The organism is Phocaeicola coprocola DSM 17136 (genome assembly GCF_000154845.1).
Taxonomy (GTDB): Bacteria; Bacteroidota; Bacteroidia; order Bacteroidales; family Bacteroidaceae; genus Phocaeicola; species Phocaeicola coprocola.
On the sequence record NZ_DS981466.1, the window covers coordinates 11,980 to 32,704 of the forward strand.

The 20,725-nt window shown below is 41.7% G+C and carries 17 protein-coding genes; 9 read left to right on the top strand and 8 right to left on the bottom strand.

Translation table 11 applies throughout. The annotated features are described in order from the left end of the window. Nucleotides 1-200 precede the first annotated feature (200 nt). The 4 genes from BACCOP_RS07945 to lysS all read right to left on the bottom strand — a co-directional run bounded on the left by BACCOP_RS07945 (nucleotide 201) and on the right by lysS (nucleotide 5,147). Nucleotides 201-929 carry an HAD-IA family hydrolase gene (locus BACCOP_RS07945; RefSeq protein WP_007568046.1) on the bottom strand — a complete coding sequence of 243 codons (729 nt, stop codon included), beginning with the start codon at nucleotides 927-929 and terminating at the stop codon, nucleotides 201-203. Between the two features lie 128 nt (nucleotides 930-1,057). After that, nucleotides 1,058-2,404 (bottom strand): glucose-6-phosphate isomerase, encoded by a 1,347-nt coding sequence (locus tag BACCOP_RS07950; RefSeq protein WP_007568048.1) that lies wholly within the window; start codon nucleotides 2,402-2,404, stop codon nucleotides 1,058-1,060. A gap of 15 nt (nucleotides 2,405-2,419) precedes the next feature. Next, the gene (locus BACCOP_RS07955) at nucleotides 2,420-3,415 is read right to left on the bottom strand and encodes an NAD(P)H-dependent glycerol-3-phosphate dehydrogenase (RefSeq protein WP_007568050.1); all 996 of its coding nucleotides are present in this window, start codon (nucleotides 3,413-3,415) and stop codon (nucleotides 2,420-2,422) included. Between the two features lies 1 nt (nucleotide 3,416). Then, a complete protein-coding gene (lysS, locus tag BACCOP_RS07960; protein ID WP_022124906.1) occupies nucleotides 3,417-5,147 on the bottom strand; it encodes a lysine--tRNA ligase in 1,731 nt (576 codons plus the stop codon). A gap of 139 nt (nucleotides 5,148-5,286) precedes the next feature. On the opposite strand from lysS, the gene BACCOP_RS07965 reads away from it, so the two are divergent. The 7 genes from BACCOP_RS07965 (at nucleotide 5,287) to BACCOP_RS07990 (ending at nucleotide 13,204) form a co-directional block, all read left to right on the top strand. Next, the gene (locus BACCOP_RS07965; RefSeq protein ID WP_040311942.1) at nucleotides 5,287-6,048 is read left to right on the top strand and encodes an amidohydrolase; all 762 of its coding nucleotides are present in this window, start codon (nucleotides 5,287-5,289) and stop codon (nucleotides 6,046-6,048) included. A 33-nt stretch (nucleotides 6,049-6,081) separates the two neighbouring features. After that, the gene (locus BACCOP_RS21060; protein ID WP_007568056.1) at nucleotides 6,082-6,330 is read left to right on the top strand and encodes a hypothetical protein; all 249 of its coding nucleotides are present in this window, start codon (nucleotides 6,082-6,084) and stop codon (nucleotides 6,328-6,330) included. Further along, on the top strand, nucleotides 6,282-7,490 hold the full coding sequence (locus BACCOP_RS07970) for a sulfatase-like hydrolase/transferase (RefSeq protein WP_235776953.1): 1,209 nt from the start codon (nucleotides 6,282-6,284) through the stop codon (nucleotides 7,488-7,490). The genes BACCOP_RS21060 and BACCOP_RS07970 overlap by 49 nt, the downstream gene beginning before the upstream one ends. Nucleotides 7,491-7,522: 32 nt before the next feature. Continuing rightward, nucleotides 7,523-9,091: a sulfatase family protein gene (locus BACCOP_RS07975; protein ID WP_007568061.1), complete on the top strand. Its 1,569-nt coding sequence runs from the start codon at nucleotides 7,523-7,525 to the stop codon at nucleotides 9,089-9,091. A gap of 234 nt (nucleotides 9,092-9,325) precedes the next feature. After that, on the top strand, nucleotides 9,326-10,648 hold the full coding sequence (locus BACCOP_RS07980) for an MATE family efflux transporter (RefSeq protein ID WP_007568062.1): 1,323 nt from the start codon (nucleotides 9,326-9,328) through the stop codon (nucleotides 10,646-10,648). Between the two features lie 67 nt (nucleotides 10,649-10,715). After that, nucleotides 10,716-12,041 carry a signal recognition particle protein gene (gene ffh, locus BACCOP_RS07985; RefSeq protein WP_007568063.1) on the top strand — a complete coding sequence of 442 codons (1,326 nt, stop codon included), beginning with the start codon at nucleotides 10,716-10,718 and terminating at the stop codon, nucleotides 12,039-12,041. A 275-nt stretch (nucleotides 12,042-12,316) separates the two neighbouring features. Next, nucleotides 12,317-13,204: an MBL fold metallo-hydrolase gene (locus tag BACCOP_RS07990; RefSeq protein ID WP_007568064.1), complete on the top strand. Its 888-nt coding sequence runs from the start codon at nucleotides 12,317-12,319 to the stop codon at nucleotides 13,202-13,204. A 73-nt stretch (nucleotides 13,205-13,277) separates the two neighbouring features. Here the strand turns inward: BACCOP_RS07990 and nudC are convergent, their stop codons facing one another. Then, the gene (gene nudC / locus BACCOP_RS07995) at nucleotides 13,278-14,069 is read right to left on the bottom strand and encodes an NAD(+) diphosphatase (RefSeq protein WP_007568065.1); all 792 of its coding nucleotides are present in this window, start codon (nucleotides 14,067-14,069) and stop codon (nucleotides 13,278-13,280) included. Then, a complete protein-coding gene (locus tag BACCOP_RS08000; RefSeq protein ID WP_007568066.1) occupies nucleotides 14,069-16,204 on the bottom strand; it encodes a Tex family protein in 2,136 nt (711 codons plus the stop codon). The genes nudC and BACCOP_RS08000 overlap by 1 nt, the downstream gene beginning before the upstream one ends. Nucleotides 16,205-16,728: 524 nt before the next feature. On the opposite strand from BACCOP_RS08000, the gene BACCOP_RS08005 reads away from it, so the two are divergent. Beyond that, entirely contained in the window at nucleotides 16,729-17,253 is a 525-nt protein-coding gene (locus BACCOP_RS08005; RefSeq protein ID WP_040311941.1) for a hypothetical protein, read from the top strand. A gap of 95 nt (nucleotides 17,254-17,348) precedes the next feature. Here the strand turns inward: BACCOP_RS08005 and BACCOP_RS08010 are convergent, their stop codons facing one another. Continuing rightward, complete coding sequence (locus BACCOP_RS08010; RefSeq protein ID WP_007568069.1) at nucleotides 17,349-17,639, bottom strand: chaperone modulator CbpM; 291 nt, start codon at nucleotides 17,637-17,639, stop codon at nucleotides 17,349-17,351. 17 nt (nucleotides 17,640-17,656) lie between these two features. Continuing rightward, a complete protein-coding gene (locus BACCOP_RS08015; protein ID WP_040311945.1) occupies nucleotides 17,657-18,604 on the bottom strand; it encodes a DnaJ C-terminal domain-containing protein in 948 nt (315 codons plus the stop codon). Between the two features lie 228 nt (nucleotides 18,605-18,832). Between BACCOP_RS08015 and BACCOP_RS08020 the strand changes: the two genes are divergently transcribed. Next, on the top strand, nucleotides 18,833-20,554 hold the full coding sequence (locus BACCOP_RS08020) for a bifunctional metallophosphatase/5'-nucleotidase (RefSeq protein WP_270212732.1): 1,722 nt from the start codon (nucleotides 18,833-18,835) through the stop codon (nucleotides 20,552-20,554). The last annotated feature ends 171 nt before the right edge of the window (nucleotides 20,555-20,725 follow it).

Consider the following 20,725-nt stretch of genomic DNA (forward strand, 5'->3'; position numbering starts at 1 on the left):
TAATACTTGCTGCTGTAAATATGCGCAAAATTAGATATATTTTCCATATTTCTGAGACTATATCAGATACTAATTTGTCAGCTGACAATAGTAAAAATAGAAAAGGCTGCTTCATCACGAGGCAGCCTTCCCGAATATCCAATTGAATTTGTTAGGGTTAGTATAAGCATTTGTAAATGCTCAATTGCAAATATACGATTTTATTTGATTGCTTGATAAAAATCTTTCCAATTCTTGCTGAAATCTGACATAGAATGGAAAAGATAATTAGCTCCTTCGTCCAGTAAGACTTTATCGGGCAGAGGACCAGTATTTACAGCTACTGTAAAGATACCAGCAGCTACACCAGCACGTACTCCGAGAGGAGCATTTTCTACAACGATAGCTTCATTGGCTTTGACACCGGCTTTCTGAAGTCCCATCAGATAAGGTTCCGGATTTGGCTTTCCATATTTTACATCGAAAGCTGTTACCATAAGCTCGCCTTTGAAAATATTTGGAAAATTTCTGTTCAAGCGTTCCAGCAATGATTTCTGTCCTGAGCCTGTTACTACCACTGGAATCAAATTGTCTTCCTTTATCTGATTGAGCAGTTCGAGTGCTCCCGGCATTCGTTCGGCCTTAGGAAGGGAATTGAAAATATCGCTTTTAGTCTGATAGATTTTTTTTATTTCCTCTTCGGTTGCTTCTCTATGACGCTGTCGGGTACTTACTATATTGATTGTTGATGCCCCTGTACGTCCTTCGTGCATATATGCTTCTTCCGGACTCAGATGCATACCGTACTGCTTCATGGCTTCGTGCCAGGCTGCTGCATGATTTTTCATGGAATCGAATAATACACCGTCCATATCAAACAGTACAGCTTTCAGGTTCAGTTTATCAAAATGATGGGTTGTGAGATAATTTTCTATTGCTTGTTGGAACATCTTTTTCAGTTTAAGAATAAACTACATATGTGTAAATAATGAAAAAATGAATAATGATAAATGAAGAGCGGTATTGATACTGGTTACCGCTTTCCACTTATCATTATTCATTTTTTATTGTTTAATTTTTATTTTAAACGAGCTTGAATAGCCTTAGTTTCTTCTTCATATCCAGGTTTATTCAACAAAGCAAACATGTTTTTCTTGTAAGCTTCTACACCTGGCTGGTTGAACGGATTAATTTCAAGCAGATAGCCGCTGATACCGCAAGCTTTTTCGAAGAAATAAATCAATTGTCCCAAATAGTATTCGTTCAGTTTTGGAACACTTACGCGCATGTTAGGTACTCCACCGTCAACGTGTGCCAGCTGAGTTCCAAGTTCTGCCATTTTATTGACTTCATCTACGCGTTTTCCTGCCAGGAAGTTCAAGCCGTCCAGATTTTCTTCGTCTGAAGGTACATGAAGTTCGTGGTTAGGAGTTTCAACAGAAATCACTGTTTCATAGATGGTACGTTCGCCTTCCTGAATCCATTGTCCCATAGAGTGCAGGTCAGTAGAGAAGTCTACAGAGCTAGGATAGATACCTTTGTGATCTTTACCTTCAGATTCTCCGTAAAGCTGTTTCCACCATTCCATGAAATAATGCAACTTAGGCTGGAAGTTTACCAGAATTTCAATCTTCTTTCCGTTCTGATACAGTTCGTTACGAGTTGCTGCATAAAGAGCGGCAGGATTTTCCATCATATTCTGGTTAGCACAAACTTCTTCCATCTTGCGCGCACCTTCTACCAACTGGTCGATATCGATACCTGCTACAGCGATAGGCAATAATCCTACTGGAGTCAGAACAGAGAAACGACCACCTACATTATCAGGAATAATGAATGATTTGTAGCCTTCTTTGTCAGCAGTTACGCGAGCAGCACCTTTCTTTGCATCAGTTACGGCAACGATAACCTTACGTGCCATTTCTTTGCCGCGCTGGTCTTCGCATTGTTTTTTCAGCAGGCGGAAAGCCAAAGCTGTTTCAGTAGTAGTACCTGATTTAGAGATATTGATTACACCGAATTTCTTGTCTTTCAGGAAAGAAGTCAGCTCGTACAAGTAATCTTCACCAATGTTGTGTCCGGCAAAGATGATAGTAGGCTGTCCTGCTTTCTTTTCTTGCAACCACAAGAAGCTGTTGGACATAGCTTCGATAACGGCGCGGGCACCCAGATAGCTTCCGCCGATACCAGCAACAACTACAACTTCACAGTTTTCGTGCAGAACCTGTGCTGTAGCTTTTAAGTCGTCCAGATGTTCTTTAGTAATGGAAGAAGGCAAATGTAACCAGCCCAGGAAGTCGTTTCCCAGTCCTGTACCTTTTTCCAATGTTTCCATACATGCTCTTACCTTAGGTTCGTAAGCAGCTAGTTTGTCTTTGGAAATAAAACCTAAAGACTTGTTGATTTCAAGTTTAATATTTTCCATAAATATTCTTCTTTATTATCTGAATGAATCAGTCAGTAATTTGATTTCAATCATTGGAGAAATCCGTTCATACAAAATGTTGTAAACGGCGTCTACTATCGGCATATTGACGTGCAGATGCTTGTTCAGTTCCTTGATACATTTGGTGCCGTAATAGCCTTCGGCTATCATTTCCATTTCTATCTGTGCGCTTTTTACCGAATATCCTTTTCCTATCATTGTTCCGAATACACGGTTACGGCTGAAGTTGGAATATGATGTAACCAACAGGTCGCCCAAGTAGGCCGAATCGTTTGTACACCGGTCTACCGGATGTACTGTATCGAGAAAACGGTTCATTTCCTGAAGAGCATTCGAAACCAGTACTGCCTGAAAGTTGTCTCCGTATTTCAGGCCGCTGCATATTCCGGCAGCTATGGCATACACATTCTTCAAAACAGATGCATATTCTATACCTGCTACATCGGTATTGACCGATGTCTTGATATAGTGTCCCGAAAGCTGTCGGGCAAACATCTTCGCTTTTTCAATGTCTTTACATCCGACGGTCAGATAAGACAAGCGTTCCAATGCCACTTCTTCTGCATGACATGGACCAGCCAGTACAGCAATGTTCTCTTCTGGAACATCGTACATTTTATGAAAGTAGTCGGACACAATCAAGTTTTCATCGGGAACAATTCCCTTGATTGCCGTCACAATGAATTTATCCTTGAGTTTTGTCTTTAGCTTTTTAAGGTGGCTTTTCAGATATGGCGAAGGAGTTACGAATATTAGTGTATCCGATTCCTTTACTACCTTATTTATATCTGATGAAAAGTTGATGCACCTCATGTCGAAGCGCACACTAGTCAGGTAAGCCGGATTATGCCCCAGACGCCGAAATTCTTCAATTCGGTCGTCGCGGCGCATATACCAGTTTATCGAGTCGGCCTGGGACAATATAATTTTGGCTATTGCCGTTGCCCAGCTTCCTCCACCCATGATTGCTATTTTCCCGGGGAGTTTCATTTTAGCCTATTTTCTGTATCCAGCCAGCTACTTCGTCGACGCTAGGATTCTTCAATTCTAATTTATATTTTTTATTCACTCCGCAGATGTCCTGATGTAATTTTTGCGGATTAACATCTTTCATGTCTGAAACCAAGTTGTAACCGGCTTTCTGAATCACCGGAACCCATTCTTCGGCAATACCCAGTTCCATGAACTTAGCAGGAGCGTCTTTCGGGATAACCTTTTCCGGACGCATCTGCGGGAAGAACAATACTTCCTGAATGGTGCTTTGTCCTGTCATCAGCATGACCAGACGGTCCATACCGATTCCCATACCAGAAGTAGGAGGCATACCGTATTCCAGTGCGCGAACAAAGTCTTTGTCGATAATCATAGCCTCGTCGTCACCCTTTTCGCTCAGACGCATCTGCTCTTCGAAACGTTCAAGCTGGTCGATCGGGTCGTTAAGTTCTGAATATGCGTTACAAAGTTCTTTTCCGTTAACCATCAACTCGAAACGTTCAGTCAGATCCGGATTGTTGCGATGACGTTTAGTCAGCGGTGACATTTCGATAGGGTAATCAGTGATGAAAGTAGGCTGGATATAATTTCCTTCGCAGAATTCGCCGAAGATTTCGTCTATCAGCTTGCCTTTTCCCATTGTATCGTCTATCTCCATGTTCAGTTTCTGGCAGACTTCGCGGATCTGTTCTTCATTCATTCCGGTGAGGTCGTATCCTGTAAATTCTTTGATTGAATCGAGCATGGTAACACGCTTGAACGGAGCCTTGAAGTTGATTATGTTATCACCTACCTTAACTTCTGTTGTACCGTTTACATCCATACAGATCTTTTCGATCATATTTTCAGTAAACTTCATCATCCAGTTGTAATCCTTGTAGGCTACGTAAATTTCCATACAAGTGAATTCTGGGTTATGAGTACGGTCCATACCTTCATTACGGAAGTTCTTTCCGATTTCGTATACACCTTCAAATCCACCTACGATCAGACGTTTCAGGTAAAGTTCGCTGGCAATACGCATATACAAAGGAATATCAAGTGCATTATGGTGAGTAATGAACGGACGTGCCGCAGCTCCTCCGGCGATAGATTGCAGGATAGGAGTTTCAACTTCGATGTATCCTTTCGAATTGAAATACTCACGCATAGAGTTATATACCTTATTGCGTTTCAGGAATATATCTTTTACTCCATCGTTTACTACCAGGTCTACGTAGCGCTGGCGGTAACGGAGTTCTGGATCATCGAATTTATCGTAAGCTACACCATCTTTATATTTTACGATAGGAAGCGGGCGGATAGATTTTGACAAAACAGTCAGTTTCTGTGCATGGATAGAAATTTCACCCATCTGAGTACGGAATACGAAACCTTCAATGCCGATAAAATCACCCAGGTCGAGCAGACGTTTGAATACTACATTGTATAAATCCTTGTTTTCATCAGGGCATATATCATCGCGGGTAATGTATATCTGAATACGACCTTTAGAGTCTTGTAACTCAACGAAAGAAGCCTTACCCATAACACGGCGTGACATGATACGTCCTGCAACAGATACTTTGCGCGGTTCTGCCTCGTCATCCTTAAATTCGGCTTTTATATCAGTCGAAAATGCATTGGTTACATACTCGGCAGCAGGGTACGGATCGATGCCCATCGCTCTCATTTCATTCAGACTGTTACGTCTGATAATCTCCTGTTCACTTAGTTCTAATACGTTCATTTGTTGATACATTAACTCAATTTCGCTACAAAAATAACAAAGTTTTTGTAAACAACATCTAAATCAGGCTACTTTTATTACCTTTGGGCGTACTGAATTTATGGAAACGGATATGGAAATGAATAAACAAACATCATTTATAAAGGTGACAGTCTTACAGACAGATATAGTTTGGGAGGAGGCGAAAGTAAACCGTATGGCTGTAGAACAGCTGATAGAAAAGCATTGTGATACGGATTTATTTGTTTTACCAGAAATGTTTTCTACCGGCTTCAGTATGAATCCGATGGAAATAGCCGAGGATGAAGGAGGAGAAACTTTGCAATGGATGTGCCGGATTGCTGCTTTGCGTCAGTGTGCTATAGCCGGAAGTCTTTCGGTTAGAGAGGCAGGGAAATTTTACAACCGTTTCTATTTTGTATGTCCTGACGGTACGGTGTATCATTATGATAAGCGGCATTTGTTTGGTTTTGGGGGTGAAGATAAGCAATACACTTCGGGAGATGAAAGAGTGATTGTTTCTTATAAAGGTTTTCGCTTTCTTTTACAAATATGTTACGATTTACGCTTTCCTGTATGGTCGCGTTGCCGGAATGATTATGATGCGGTTATATATGTAGCCAACTGGCCTGCCAGTCGCCGGGAAGTATGGAATATATTGCTGAAAGCTCGGGCACTTGAAAACCAGTGTTATGTAATAGGAGTGAATCGGGTAGGAAATGATCCGCAATGTCTGTACGATGGTGGAAGTATGATAATCAGTCCTTATGGTAAGATATTGGTTGCGTGCACTGACGGTAAAGAAGAGGTAGCAGGAGCATTGCTTGCCCGTGAACCGTTGGACAGCTTCAGAAAACGTTTTCCTGTTTTAGATGATGGAGATGACTTTGAACTGCTATAGATGAAATAGGCATTTATTAAAGACAGAAATATTATGATGAATATTAAGAAACTTATTTCTGCTTCCATGGTTGCTGTAGCGTTAAGCGGATGCCAGAGAGAGGCTGTAAAACCAAATGTGTTGTTTATTTTAGTCGATGATATGCAGGCTGATGCCATTGCTGCATTGGGGAACAGAGATACCTATACTCCGATGGAGCTTTGTGTGGAGCTTTATCCATGCCTAGTCGTGCTATGTTACTTACCGGAAGGGGAGTGTTCGAAGTGCAGAGTGATGGAATGAAGATACCTGTTTCGCAAATCACATTGCCTGAGCATTTGAAAAACAATGGTTACCGGACATTTGCTACGGGGAAATGGCATTCAGACCATGCTTCGTTTGCTCGTTCCTTTACCGAAGGAGATAATATCTTTTTCGGAGGAATGCATCCTTATGAAGAAAATGGACATTGTGCTCCTCGCTTACATCATTTTGACCCGACTGGAAAATATGATGAGCCGCCTTTTGTAGGACAAAACTTTTCTTCGAAAATGTATGCTGATGCAGCCATAAATTTTCTGAAGACTACGGAACATAATAATCAGCCGTTTATGGCATTTGTTTCTTTCACTTCTCCTCATGATCCGCGAAATATTCTGCCTGATTATGGAAAGAAATATTGTCCGGCGGAACTTTCTGTTCCAGATAATTTTTTGCCAGAGCATCCGTTTGATAATGGAGAATTAAATATTCGGGATGAACAATTGTTACCTGTCCCCCGTACTCCTGAGCTGTTGAAGAAAGAATTGTCTTTATATTATGGAATGGTAAGTGAGGTTGATTTACAGATTGGAAGAGTTGTCGATGCTTTGGAAGAAAGTGGAAATATGGATAATACGATTATTGTATTTGCATCAGATAATGGACTGGCTATGGGGCAGAATGGACTAATCGGTAAACAAAGTCTGTATGAGCATAGCGTTGGAGTACCGATGGCTATCATCACTCCGGATGGTTTGTCGTCAGGTAAACGTTCAGATGCTTTGTGCTATTTGTATGATCTTTATCCTACCTTGTGTGATTTGATGGGATTGGACGTACCTGTATCCGTTACTGGCAAGTCGTTGAAACCGGTTATGGAAGGAAAACAGGAACAGATACGTGAACAGTTTTTTCTTGCTTATTCCAATCAGCAGCGAGCTTTAGTTTCTGGTGATTATAAGTATATTATTTATAATGTGGAAGGTAAGATAACCGAACAGTTGTTCAATTTGCAGAAGGATCCGGGAGAACTGGTAAATCTGGCTGTTGAGTTAACTGAAAAGAAGAATGAACTTCATGATTTGTTGATGAATCAAATGGTAGAGAATCATGATTTTTGTGACTTGACTCAACCATTGTGGTGGAAAGATGGACATAAACTTACTTGGGATGAGTTAATTAACTTATATGTTTTTGAGTGAGAATTTGCTGTGATAAGTTAAAGCTGTTAGATATGATGAACTGGAAATATTTACTGACAGGTGTGTTGGCTGGTAGTACATTAGTCTTACGGGCTGCTGGCGAAGCAAAAGATGAATGTCCGAATATATTATTTATTTTAAGTGACGACCATACTTCTCAAACTTGGGGTATTTATGGTGGTATTTTATCAGAATATGCCCAGACAGAGAATATTCGTCGGCTTGCTGATGAAGGGGCAGTCTTGGATAATTGTTTCTGTACAAACTCTATATCTACACCGAGTCGTGCTGCTATATTGACAGGAAGGTATAGTCATTGCAATGGGGTATATACATTAGATGATACCTTGGATGTTTCCTTGCCTACTTTTGCGAAAGAATTACAGAAGGCTGGATATCACACCGGACTGGTAGGAAAGTGGCATTTGAAATCACAACCTCAGGGTTTTGATTATTATTCTGTATTTCATGATCAGGGAGAATATCGTGATCCTACTTTCAAGAATAGTGATGATCCTTGGCCGGGACAGCGTAATTTTGGAGAGCGTATACATGGTTTTTCCACTGATATTGTAACAGAAAAAGCTATCAGATGGATGAAAGCTCAGGATAAAAGTCAGCCTTTTTTGATGTGTTGTCATTTTAAGGCCACACATGAGCCTTATGATTTTCCGGAACGTATGCGACATTTATATGATGGCGTAGTGTTTCCTGAACCGGAGAATTTGTTAGACTGGGGGCCTGAAACCAACGGACGTACTTTCGTCGGACAAAAACTGGAAACTATCGGACACAATTGGGAGGTGGCTTCGGCTGATCCAGATAAATGGTGGTGTCGTTATCTGGAACTTCCTTTTACGACAAAAGGAATGAGCCGGATTGCTGCAAGAAAAGCTATTTATCAAAAACTGATCCGAGATTATTTACGCTGCGCTGCTACGGTAGATGATAATATTGGAAAACTGTTGGATGCTCTAGACGAAATGGGGATTGCAGATAATACTATTGTTGTCTATGTTGCCGATCAGGGATACTTTTTAGGAGAGCATGGATTTTATGACAAACGGATGTTTTATGAAGAATCGGCACGTATGCCATTTGTTATCCGTTATCCCAAATGTATTCCGGCTGGCAAGCGTGTGAACGAACTTGTTTTGAATGTAGATTTTGCTTCTACATTGTGTGATTTTGCCGGAGTAAAATCTCCGGAAGGTACACAGGGCAGAAGTTTTAAAGATGTTCTGGCAGGAAAAACTCCTAAGGACTGGCGGAAGAGTTTTTATTACCGTTATTGGACTCAACATGATATCCGTCCGGCCCACATCGGTGTACGTAATGAGCGTTATAAGTTGATGTTTTTGTATGGTGACCGATTGAATATGACAGGGTCTTCAGACTACAAATCAACTCCATCTTGGGAGTTTTACGATTTACAGAAAGATCCGAAAGAAAACCATAATGCTTACGGGGAGAAAGAATATGAATCGGTAATTCGTGAAATGAAAAAAGAAATGATGCGCTTGCGCGAAGAGGTGAAAGATACGGATGAGGGAGAAATAAGAATGATGGAAATTTTAAGAAAAGAAGGACTGGAAAAATAAGTCTTTATAATTGATATATAGGTTGTTAAACAAAGATGAAGATGTTCTCTCCGATTCATGATATCGAATCGGAGAAAATGTCCTCATCTTTTTAATTTTTATGTACGAACTTTCAGGAAAAGATGAAGATGTTTTCATTAAAATAAGCTGAAAAACAGATGCGCATTTGTTGAAAGTGCATAAAAAACGTATCTTTGTACATCTTTCGTCTCAAAATAAAAACAATCAGATTTTATGTATACGAATAAAGAAATATGGAATGTCACTTACCCGATATTCTTGGGGTTGCTTGCGCAAAATGTTATCAATGTCACCGACACGGCTTTTTTAGGACATGTGGGTGAGGTAGCTTTGGGTGCAGCCGCAATGGGAGGACTGCTATATATCTGTGTATATACCGTAGCATTCGGGTTCAGTGTCGGTTCGCAGATTTTGATAGCCCGTCGTAATGGGGAAGGGAATTTTCATGCCATAGGACCGGTTATGTGGCAGGGTACAGCATTCAGTTTGGGGATGGGAGTAGCTTTACTTGCCATATTGCTGGTATGTGCCGAACCATTGATTCGTCTGCTGATTACTTCGGATACGATTTTTTATGCTACATACGAGTTTTTTACATGGCGTATCTGGGGATTTCTTTTTGCCTTTGTCAATGTCATGTTCCGTGCGCTTTATATAGGTATAACCAAGACAAAGGTACTGACCATGAATGCTGTCGTCATGGCCTTGGTGAATGTATTCCTCGACTATGCGATGATATTCGGAAAGTGTGGATTCCCTGAAATGGGAATACGTGGAGCGGCATTGGCATCGGTTATAGCAGAAGCATCTTCTATGCTGTTTTTTATTGTGTATACGTATGGTAAAATTGACTTGAAGAAATATGGGCTGAATCGTTTCGGACATTTTGACTGGGATATGGTGATGCGTATCTTGCGCATTTCCTGCTTCACCATGGTGCAGTATTTTCTTTCCATGGCCATCTGGTTTGTATTTTTCATGGCACTTGAACGACTCGGACAACGGCAGCTTGCCATTGCCAACATTGTGCGTAGCGTATATGTTGTGCTGTTAATACCTGTCCAGTCGCTTTCTACTACGGCAAATACACTGGTCAGCAATCTGATTGGTTCGGGAGGAGTAGCAGGAGTTGTCAGATTACTGCATAAAATAGCCCGGATGTCATTCCTTATTATGGTAGTATGTGTGGCCCTTTGTGTTATCTTCCCTCAGGCTATTTTGTCGGTTTATACCAATGAGGAAGCACTGCTTCTTGAATCGGTTCCGGCATTATATGTCGTTTGCGGTGCAATGTTGATAGCTGCTCTTGCAAATATTTATTTCAATGGAATTTCGGGTACGGGTAATACACAGGCTGCTTTGGGACTGGAAGTCGGAGTACAGATCTTTTATGCATTGTATATTATTGTAGTAGGAATGATGCTTCGTGCTCCGGTAGATGTTTGTTTTACTACCGAAGTCATCTATTATTCGTTAATGCTGACATTCAGTGTTATTTACTTGAAAAAGGCGAAATGGCAGAATAAAAAGATTTGATGCATCCGATTATTTTTGTAATTTTGCGCCCTGACAAATTGGAAGAATAAAAAAACAAGAAAAATATATGTTCGATAATTTAAGTGAAAGACTAGAACGGTCGTTTAAAATATTGAAAGGTGAAGGTAAAATCACCGAAATCAATGTGGCCGAAACGTTGAAAGACGTACGTCGTGCATTGCTGGATGCCGATGTGAACTATAAGGTAGCAAAGAGCTTTACCGACACTGTAAAGGAAAAAGCTTTAGGACAAAACGTGTTGACTGCTGTTAAGCCTAGCCAGTTGATGGTTAAGATTGTGCATGATGAGCTGACCAAACTGATGGGTGGCGATACTGCCGAAATCGAATTGAAAGGTCGTCCTGCCGTAATCCTGATGTCAGGTTTGCAAGGTTCTGGTAAGACAACTTTCTCAGGAAAGCTGGCACGCATGCTGAAAACCAAGAAAAACCGTAAGCCGTTGCTGGTTGCCTGCGACGTATATCGTCCTGCTGCTATCGAACAGCTGAAAGTATTGGGACAGCAGATCGAAGTGCCTGTATATTGCGAATTGGATAGCAAAGATCCTGTTCAGATTGCACTGAATGCTATTCAGGAAGCAAAGGCAAAAGGTTATGACTTGGTTATTGTCGATACAGCGGGACGTCTTGCTGTAGACGAACAGATGATGAACGAGATTGAAGCAATTAAAAATGCAATCAATCCGGATGAAACGTTGTTTGTTGTTGACTCAATGACTGGTCAGGATGCAGTAAATACAGCTCGCGAATTTAACGAACGTCTGGACTTCAACGGTGTAGTTCTTACTAAGTTGGATGGTGATACTCGTGGTGGTGCTGCTCTGTCTATCCGTACCGTTGTGAACAAGCCTATCAAGTTTGTGGGAACAGGTGAAAAGCTTGATGCAATCGATCAGTTCCATCCGGCCCGTATGGCAGACCGTATCCTTGGTATGGGTGATATCGTTTCATTGGTAGAACGTGCACAGGAACAATACGACGAAGAAGAAGCAAAACGTCTTCAGAAAAAAATTCAGAAAAACCAGTTCGACTTTAATGACTTCCTGACTCAGATTCATCAGATTAAGAAGATGGGTAATTTGAAGGAACTTGCTTCTATGATTCCGGGTGTAGGAAAAGCCATTAAAGATATTGATATCGATGATAATGCATTCAAGAGTATTGAGGCTATTATTTATTCAATGACTCCGGAAGAACGTACTCATCCTGAAATCCTGAACGGAACTCGCCGTACACGTATTGCTAAGGGTAGTGGTACAAGCATTCAGGAAGTAAACCGTTTGCTGAAACAGTTTGACCAGACTCGCAAGATGATGAAGATGGTTACCGGCAGCAAGATGGCAGGCATGATGCAGAAAATGAAAAAGAAATAAAATATTTTTTACCCTCTCTGGTACGGAAGCAGATGGGTCTGTTTTGTGTGCCGGTTAGAAGCGAGGAGAGAGAATCAGCAGATGGAAAGATTCTTTCTCCTCGCTTGTTTTTATATGATCTTGATCAGGACTTATTCATGAAGAAATGACTTGGCAGTAAGTTAAAATCGTAATCATGTGAGAATATCTTTGGATAATCTGAAAAAATCTGTTATTTTAGAAAGGTTTTGGCAAGTGGAAGAGCTAGTATAATCAGATATTTAAACTACATAACGATGAAAAGGACTAAGATATGGAGCTATGCTTTCGGTGTGACTATGGTGTTGTCACTTGCTGGTTGCGGTAATAGTGCCAAGAAACAGGTTAATGAAAAAATGAATGCAGATAGTATGAGTGTAATAAGTAATCAAGTTGGTTTGCAGGAAGATAGTGCTTTGTCGACGTTGGTACTCGACGGAGTAAAAGCTACATGGATTCGTGATAACGCTTCTGCGAAACTGATGCCTCCTTCACTCTTTCCGGATGCTGGTGAGGACTTGATGAAAAAACTTTCGCTCGAAAACGGAATACCTTCTTCCATTAGTACGTTTTTGATAGAAAGCAATGGTATACAAATTCTTTTTGATACGGGAATGGGGGCATCCGATAGTCGCTTATTGGCTGGGTTACATGCTTTAGGGATTACTCCTGCCGACATTAAATATATATATCTTACTCATTTTCATGGTGATCATATCGGAGGACTGATGAAAAACGATAGTGTAGTGTTTCCTCATGCTGAAATTTATGCTTCTAAGGCTGAGTATGATAGTTGGATGAAAATGGAAGCCGAAAAGAACGGACAAGTTGTGAGAGCCATGAATGCATATAAGGACCGTTTGCACCTGTTTGCTTTTGGTGATACGTTGCCGGGAAAAGTGGTAGCAATGGAAGCTGTTGGACATACTCCCGGACATACTGTTTTTCAGGCAGGTAAATTATTGATAATTGGAGATTTGATTCATGGAGCAGCTCTGCAATTGGAACATCCGGAGATTTGTGCTACCTATGATATGGATAAGCAGGAAGCAATAAAGACTCGTAAAAACTTATTGCAGTATGCTCGCGAGAATGGACTGGTTATAGCAGGTATGCATTTGCCAGTTCCTGCATTTATAAAATAAATAAGCATGCCGGTATGAATTGTCAGGTATTATAGATTTCTGTCACTCATACCGGTATGTTTTTATCTGATCTTTAAATTTTATTGTCCAGCCAGGCATCAATCAGTTGGCGGGCAATGCTGAGCTTTTTCGGTATTTCCGGCAGGTTATTTCGGTTGTAAAAGGCTCCTGCACTCAGTTCTTCATCCTGCAACTTGATGGTTCCGCTTTCGTATTCGGCATAATATCCTACCATGATTCCGCTGGGGTAGGGCCACGGTTGACTGCCGAAATATTTCAGGTTTTTTATGGTCAGTCCTGTTTCTTCCATGACTTCGCGGTGAACACACTCTTCCAACGTTTCTCCTGGTTCGAGAAAACCGGCTACCAATCCTTTAAACGTCCCCCGGAAGTTGCGGGCATGTACGAGCAAGATACTGTCTTCCTTTTTAATAAGTACAATGACCGCCGGAGAAATACGCGGATAAAACTCCTGCCGGCATTCCGGACATCGTTTGGCTATGGGGGAAACCTGTACCGTAGGTACACCACACATGGGGCAATAACGGCTGTTCTTGTCCCAGTTCAATATTTGTGAAGCTTTTCCGCCACGCTTGTATTCTTCCAGAGGAAGTACATCGAAAGAAGCACGCAAGTCCTTCATCATGCGTGGACTGTTTTCATCTCCACTTACTGGAATGTGAATAGCATACGTCTTGGCAGGATAACCGTTTATCTCTCCGATGGTATGAATGGTACTTCCGACGGGAACCTCAACCGGAGGTTCAGGTCCGTAAGGAATATGATATCCGTCTTCTTTTTTTTCTATCAAAACCTGTCCGCTGTTGAAGACGAACCATCCGCATGTTTGTTTTTCTGTTTCCATCAATTAAGTCCTTTCATTGTAAGCTGGATGCGCTTGCGTTCATGGTCAATACTGAGTACACGTACGCGTACATGCTGGTGCATACTGACTACTGTTGTCGGGTCGCTGACAAACTTATCGGCAAGCTGGGAGATATGTACCAGTCCGTTTTCTTTAATCCCTATATCTACGAAGCATCCGAAATTGGTAATGTTGTTGATGATGCCCGGCAATTCCATGCCCTCCCGCAGGTCGTCGATAGTCTGCACGTTCTTGTCAAATTCGAAGACCTGAATCTTTTGGCGCGGGTCACGTCCCGGTTTATCCAGCTCTTGTAGAATATCAGTCAGTGTAGGCAGTCCTACGGTATCAGTTACATAGTTTTTTATGTCTATTTGGCTACGTAATTCCTTGTTTTTTATCAGGTCGGCAACGGAGCATTTCAAGTCCTTTGCCATCTTTTCTACTATGGCATAACTTTCCGGATGTACAGCCGAATTGTCGAGCGGATTGTCTGCTTGCGGAATACGCAAGAATCCGGCACACTGTTCAAACGCCTTTGCTCCCATACGCGGTACCTTCAGCAGTTCTTTACGCGAATGGAATGCTCCGTTTTCCGTACGGTAATCTACAATGTTTTGAGCCAGCGTCGGTCCCAGTCCCGATACATATGTCAACAGATGTTTGCTGGCCGTATTGACATTCACTCCGACAAGGTTCACGCAACTCTCTACTGTCTGGTCGAGCGATGCCTTCAGTTTACTTTGATCTACATCGTGCTGATATTGTCCTACACCGATAGATTTGGCATCTATCTTGACTAGTTCGGCAAGGGGGTCCATCAGTCGGCGACCGATTGACACAGCTCCTCGCACAGTTACGTCATATTCAGGAAACTCATCTCGTGCGATTTTGGATGCAGAATAGATGGAGGCGCCGTCTTCGCTGACAACAAACACCTGCACTTCGCGGTCGTATCGTTGAGAAGTGACGAAACGTTCGGTTTCACGGCTTGCCGTACCATTTCCGATGGCGATGGCTTCTATCTTATATTGTTCGACGAGTTTGACAAGCTTGCGTCCGGCCAGAGCTGTTTCCGATTTGGGTGGATGCGGATAAATTGCTTCATTGTGCAGCAATGTACCTTGGGCGTCCAGACAGACAACTTTGCAACCGGTACGATATCCCGGATCGATACCCATTGTGCGCTTTTGTCCCAGAGGAGGAGCAAGCAACAGTTGCCGGAGATTTTCAGCAAAGACACGGATAGCCTCTTCGTCTGCCTTTTCCTTGCTGAGTGCGGAAAATTCTGTTTCTATAGCGGGTTTCAACAGACGTTTGTATGCGTCGTTCACGGCTTCTGTTACTTGTGCGGAACATTCTCCGTTTCCATGTACATACTGTCTTTCCAATCGTTCGGTACATGCTGATTCATCGTCGGGAGTGATGGATACTTTCAGGATACCTTCGGCTTCTCCACGGCGGATGGCGAGCAGACGGTGAGAGGTACACTTCTTCAACGGTTCACTGAAGTCGAAGTAGTCGCGGTATTTTAAGGCTGCTTCTTCTTTTTCTTTGCCCTTGACTACTTTCGATGTAATCATAGCCTGACGGCTAAACTGGTTTCGTATCAGATTACGGGCACGTTCATCCTCATTCACTTGTTCGGCAATGATGTCGCGTGCTCCTTTCAGAGCATCCTCTTCGTCCTTGACATCTCCCTTGACAAACTGGCGTACCCGGGCAGATAAGTTGTTTTCCCGCTGCATCAATAGTAGCATGGCAAGCGGTTCCAGTCCCTTCTGGCGTGCAGCCTCGGCACGAGTTTTTCGTTTGGGCTTAAAAGGCAGGTAAATATCTTCCAGTTCTGTCGCATCCCAACAATTGGAAATGCGTTCTCGTAAAGTGTCTGTCAGTTTTCCTTGTTCTTCGATGGTAGAAAGAACCGTTTCCTTTCGTTTGGCAAGTTCACAGAGCTTTTCGTAACGCGTATGGATATCTCCTATCTGTACTTCGTCGAGGCCTCCGGTTGCTTCTTTTCGGTAACGGCTTATAAAAGGTATTGTAGCACCTCCCTGAAGCAGTTTCAATGTGTTTTCTACCCGATGGACAGGTAGCTTCAGGGCTGTGGCAATCATTTGACTGAATTGTTCCATGTATATGTTTTTCTAATAATGTGGCACAAATGTAATTAAAAAAAGGATTCGAGGGAGGAGAGGACTCATTTTGAAAATAATTTAAGAGATGGTTTTAAGCTTTATTCGGATTTGAAAGACGTTTTCGAGGATTGAAAATGTTCGCTAAAGAAGGCGTGAATAGCAACTGACATTACGTATAGGAAAGTTCAAACAGGTGGATGCACAGAAAGAGGGACCCGAAGAATATTTGCTGGCTAAAGCTTTGAAAGCGGAAATAGATACAATGAACCTTTTTCCAAAACCATTTGTTACTTGTTAATATAAGATATTATTCCGGAAATATTATATGATAACTTAAACTAACGCTATGACTTATGAATAAAAAAAACAAGATTATGGTGCATAATCCTTTTTTCTTTTTTAGGCACATCGGTAGCAATGGCGCAGAAGTCAGAGAAAGACCGGCATTGGGTATGGGAACTCTATGGTGGCGCGAACAATTATATGACATGGGAAATAGAAACGGATGTCGTATATAAACCTTGGCGTTTTATTGGAGTTGGAGCAGGCTTTTTTTTACTCCTCCAATAGATGGAAATAAGACTTATTCTGGAGAAGCAAGAGATAAAAACTTGCGCTGGCAGATTGAGGAAAACCGTTTGATGTATTTGTTTGCGTTCCGGTCGGGAGTTTATCTGTATTCGCCTCCTGTTTATCTGAATCATGACCATGATGTGGCATTATCGTTTCGTGTGTCTCCTGGAGTTACCATTCCTTTGCCTCCCAATTTAAGTACTAGTGTAGATTATGTTCCGAAGGATGCGATTATCCATGTACCCGCCACTTCAGGAGAAGTCAGTAATTCGCATGCGAAGGCATGTTATTATCATGTGAAATTTGCTATGGCTTTGGAAGTGGAACGTGTATCGGTATTGCTTGGGTATACGACCTCCGATTATGATTTATACGGAGGAAGCCGTAATATGATAGTCGAAGGACAAAAAATAGAATTACCTCGAAAAAAGCAGGCAGGAACTTTCTTTATCGGGCTGACCTACGATTTCTGATACATATTGAAGAAAACAGGACCTCATAACCCCTTTTTATAAAAATACCCCCGCCATAAATTTTTATAGCGGGGGTAAATTATACATTATGGGAATTATCTGCGGTAGAAACGCAACTCATTTTCCAGACTTCTTACTTTATTTTGTAAATTGTCTATTTTTGTCAGCAAATGGCGGATAGCATCGATTCCTTCTATATTGATGGACAAGTCATAATATAAATGAGTATACCTTTCCAGTTCATTCAGCTGAGAAGCCGGAAAATAACTGGTATCATCTATTACTTCGATATCTATCAGACCGTCTTCACCCAGCATGAGGATGAAGTCGGGTTCGATATTGCAATGTGTGCAATAGTCGTTTATGATGATTAAATCGTTCTGCATAGTCGTACGGTTTTAAATTATCCTTGCTGCAACTGTCGGAACAGGTCTTTCTGCTTTTCCGTCAGTGTAGTAGGAATTGTTACATGATAAGTTACAATCAAATCGCCTGTGACGCCTTCCTGCTTGTATACAGGAAATCCTTTTCCTTTCAGACGAACTTTAGCGTCATTCTGAGTACCCGGACGAACTTTCAGTTTTACTTGTCCGTCTAATGTGTTGACTGTAACTTCACCTCCCAGTACGGCAGTGTATAAGTCGATTGTTACATCTGTGTACAAGTCATTTTCTTTCCGTTTAAAGACAGGGTCGTCAGGAATAACGAAAGTGATATACAAATCTCCGTCGGGTCCTCCGTTTGTTCCTTTACCTCCATGTCCCTTCAGTTTGATAACCTGACCGTCTGCTACTCCGGCTGGAACTGTAATACGTAATGTTTCACCGTTGATGCTGAATGTTTGTTTATGAGTGGTTGCAGCCTCACGTAGAGACAACTGTAGAGAAGCCTCAATATCTTGCCCTCTGAATCCGCCTCTTGCATTACGTCCTCTGCCGGCTCCATGCCCGAACAGTTCTTCGAAGAAATCAGAGAATCCACTGGCATTTCCACCAAATCCATGCATACCTTCTCCTCCGAATCCACTTGTAAAATGTTGTCCGTCGGTAGAATACCAATATTCACCGCCGTTACCTGTACCGCCTTGAGCACGATATGCTTGCTGTTGAGCTTCGAACTCGTCGGCGTGTTTCCAATTCTCCCCGTAAGCATCGTATTTCTTACGCTTTTCAGGGTCGCTCAGTACCTCGTTAGCTTCGTTTATCTCCTGAAACTTGTCCTTGACCGTTGGGTCATTCGGATTTAAGTCCGGGTGGTATTTGCGAGCCAGCTTACGGTACGCTTTCTTGATTTCGTCTTGAGTTGCCGTTTTGTCAACTCCAAGAACTTTGTAATAGTCTATGTAAGCCATACAGTCTGTTTTTTTATTTGAGAATGAGGCAAAGAATGTGCCAGATAGTCCGTTTGTTAACAGACTTTTAACCATATTGAAAGGTATTTATCTTTTTGTGGGTTTTGCAGGTGGTAAAGTTCCATTATCTTTGTAGTTACTTATTGGATATACTATGAAAATGTGACATTTTGTCGTTTATATATCACTTAACCCGCTAGATTTATGATGAAACTATTTTCCAGTTTGATGCTTGTTCTTGCCTTAGGCGTTACAAGTCCTGCTTATGCTTCGCAAGACGGTGAAGTAACTTTGAAACTTATTGAAACGAGTGATGTGCACGGATGCTATTTCTCCTATGACTTTATAAGTATGAAGCCTCGCAAAGGAGGGCTGGCTTGTGTCAGTTCATTTGTAAAAGAACAGCGTGAGCAGTATGGAGATGGAGTTGTTCTGATGGATAATGGAGATATTTTACAAGGACAGCCCATTGCTTATTATTACAATTACATCGATACAACTTCTGTTCATGTAACTTCAGCGATGCTGAACTATATGAAATACGATGTAGGTACTATGGGAAATCATGATGTGGAGACTGGACATGCCGTGTACGACCGTTGGGTGAAACAGTGTGCTTTTCCTGTACTTGGGGCAAATATTGTGGACAATAAAACGGGAGAACCTTATCTTACTCCCTATAAAATAATCGAACGGAAAGGAGTAAAAATAGCAGTTTTAGGTATGATAACTCCTGCCATTCCTTCATGGCTTCCCGAACAGCTGTGGAACGGGCTGCATTTTGAAGACATGGAGGATTGCGCACGTAAATGGGTAAAGATTATCAAGGAAAAAGAGAATCCGGACGTTTTGATCGGATTATTTCATGCCGGACCTGAAGGTAATAAACTGGATAATGTTGTAGAGAATGGTTCGGGCGATGTAGCAAAAAATGTTCCGGGCTTCGATGTAGTATTTATGGGTCACGATCATGTGCGCCGGTGTGAGAAGATTGTCAATGTGGCAGGAGATTCTGTTTTACTCGTCGATCCTGCCAATGCGGCCAGATATGTTTCGGATGTTACAGTCAAAGTGACTAAAGCTGGAGGTAAGCTTGTGCGAAAATCTGTAGAGGGTGCTTTGGCAGATGTTTCCCGCTATGCTGCTGATGAGGATTTCATGCGGGAGTTTGCCGGACAATATCAGGCAACAGTCGACTTTGTATCTCGTAAGATTGGACGTATCGAAGAAACCATTACAACCAAAGATGCCTATTTGGGTCCTTCTGCATTTATCGATTTGCTTCATCAGTTGCAGCTTGATATTACGGGTGCCGATATATCTTTCTGTGCTCCTCTCTCGTTCTCAGCAGAAATCAAGAAAGGTGATATTTATATGAGTGATATGTTTAACTTGTATAAATACGAGAACCTGCTTTATACGATGAAGCTGACAGGTAAAGAAATCAAGGATTTTCTGGAAATGTCGTATGCTTTATGGACTAACCAGATGAAATCACCCGACGACCATTTAATGTTGTTTAATGAAGAAGATAAAGGGTTCGGCCGTTTCAAAAATCCAAGTTTCAATTTCGATTCGGCAGCAGGCATTATTTATACAGTGGATGTAACGAAACCTCAGGGTGAAAAAATCAAGATAGAAAGGATGGCAAACGGAGAGCCGTTTGATATGAATAAAACATATCAGGTAGCTGTTAATTCGTATCGTGGAAATGGTGGGGGAGATTTGCTGACAAAAGGTGCTGGTATTCCCAAGGCAGAACTGGCAAAACGTATCGTATACTCCACGGATAAAGATTTACGTTTTTATCTGATGAAACGGATAGAAGAAGTAAAAGTTCTCGATCCGAAGCCGCTGAATCAGTGGAAATTTATTCCGGAAGACTGGACTGTACCTGCATCGAAAAGAGATTATGATATTTTGTTTGGAGAGAAAAAAGCTGTGGAATGATACCTTGAGGGTGAAACTGAAATGAAATTTAATTCCGGAGAGCCTGAACTCATTCATTCTCTGATGATTTTGGTTGAAGAAGAGGGACGGAATTAGTATTTTACCGAAGTGTTCAGAGATTTATGGGCATGAATGACACAAAATATGCTGTTCTTTTTTTTATCCTTCTGT

What these genes read in the sequence shown, in the direction of transcription:
- nudC (WP_007568065.1), bottom strand. Translation starts at nt 14,069, where the DNA reads ATGGAAACAGAAAAACAAACATGCGGATGGTTCGTCTTCAACAGCGGA.
- BACCOP_RS08000 (WP_007568066.1), bottom strand. Translation starts at nt 16,204, where the DNA reads ATGGAACAATTCAGTCAAATGATTGCCACAGCCCTGAAGCTACCTGTC.
- BACCOP_RS08020 (WP_270212732.1), top strand. Translation starts at nt 18,833, where the DNA reads ATGCTTGTTCTTGCCTTAGGCGTTACAAGTCCTGCTTATGCTTCGCAA.
- BACCOP_RS07975 (WP_007568061.1), top strand. Translation starts at nt 7,523, where the DNA reads ATGATGAACTGGAAATATTTACTGACAGGTGTGTTGGCTGGTAGTACA.
- BACCOP_RS07980 (WP_007568062.1), top strand. Translation starts at nt 9,326, where the DNA reads ATGTATACGAATAAAGAAATATGGAATGTCACTTACCCGATATTCTTG.
- BACCOP_RS07945 (WP_007568046.1), bottom strand. Translation starts at nt 929, where the DNA reads ATGTTCCAACAAGCAATAGAAAATTATCTCACAACCCATCATTTTGAT.
- ffh (WP_007568063.1), top strand. Translation starts at nt 10,716, where the DNA reads ATGTTCGATAATTTAAGTGAAAGACTAGAACGGTCGTTTAAAATATTG.
- BACCOP_RS21060 (WP_007568056.1), top strand. Translation starts at nt 6,082, where the DNA reads ATGATGAATATTAAGAAACTTATTTCTGCTTCCATGGTTGCTGTAGCG.
- BACCOP_RS07950 (WP_007568048.1), bottom strand. Translation starts at nt 2,404, where the DNA reads ATGGAAAATATTAAACTTGAAATCAACAAGTCTTTAGGTTTTATTTCC.
- BACCOP_RS08010 (WP_007568069.1), bottom strand. Translation starts at nt 17,639, where the DNA reads ATGCAGAACGATTTAATCATCATAAACGACTATTGCACACATTGCAAT.
- lysS (WP_022124906.1), bottom strand. Translation starts at nt 5,147, where the DNA reads ATGAACGTATTAGAACTAAGTGAACAGGAGATTATCAGACGTAACAGT.
- BACCOP_RS07970 (WP_235776953.1), top strand. Translation starts at nt 6,282, where the DNA reads ATGTTACTTACCGGAAGGGGAGTGTTCGAAGTGCAGAGTGATGGAATG.
- BACCOP_RS07990 (WP_007568064.1), top strand. Translation starts at nt 12,317, where the DNA reads ATGAAAAGGACTAAGATATGGAGCTATGCTTTCGGTGTGACTATGGTG.
- BACCOP_RS08015 (WP_040311945.1), bottom strand. Translation starts at nt 18,604, where the DNA reads ATGGCTTACATAGACTATTACAAAGTTCTTGGAGTTGACAAAACGGCA.
- BACCOP_RS07955 (WP_007568050.1), bottom strand. Translation starts at nt 3,415, where the DNA reads ATGAAACTCCCCGGGAAAATAGCAATCATGGGTGGAGGAAGCTGGGCA.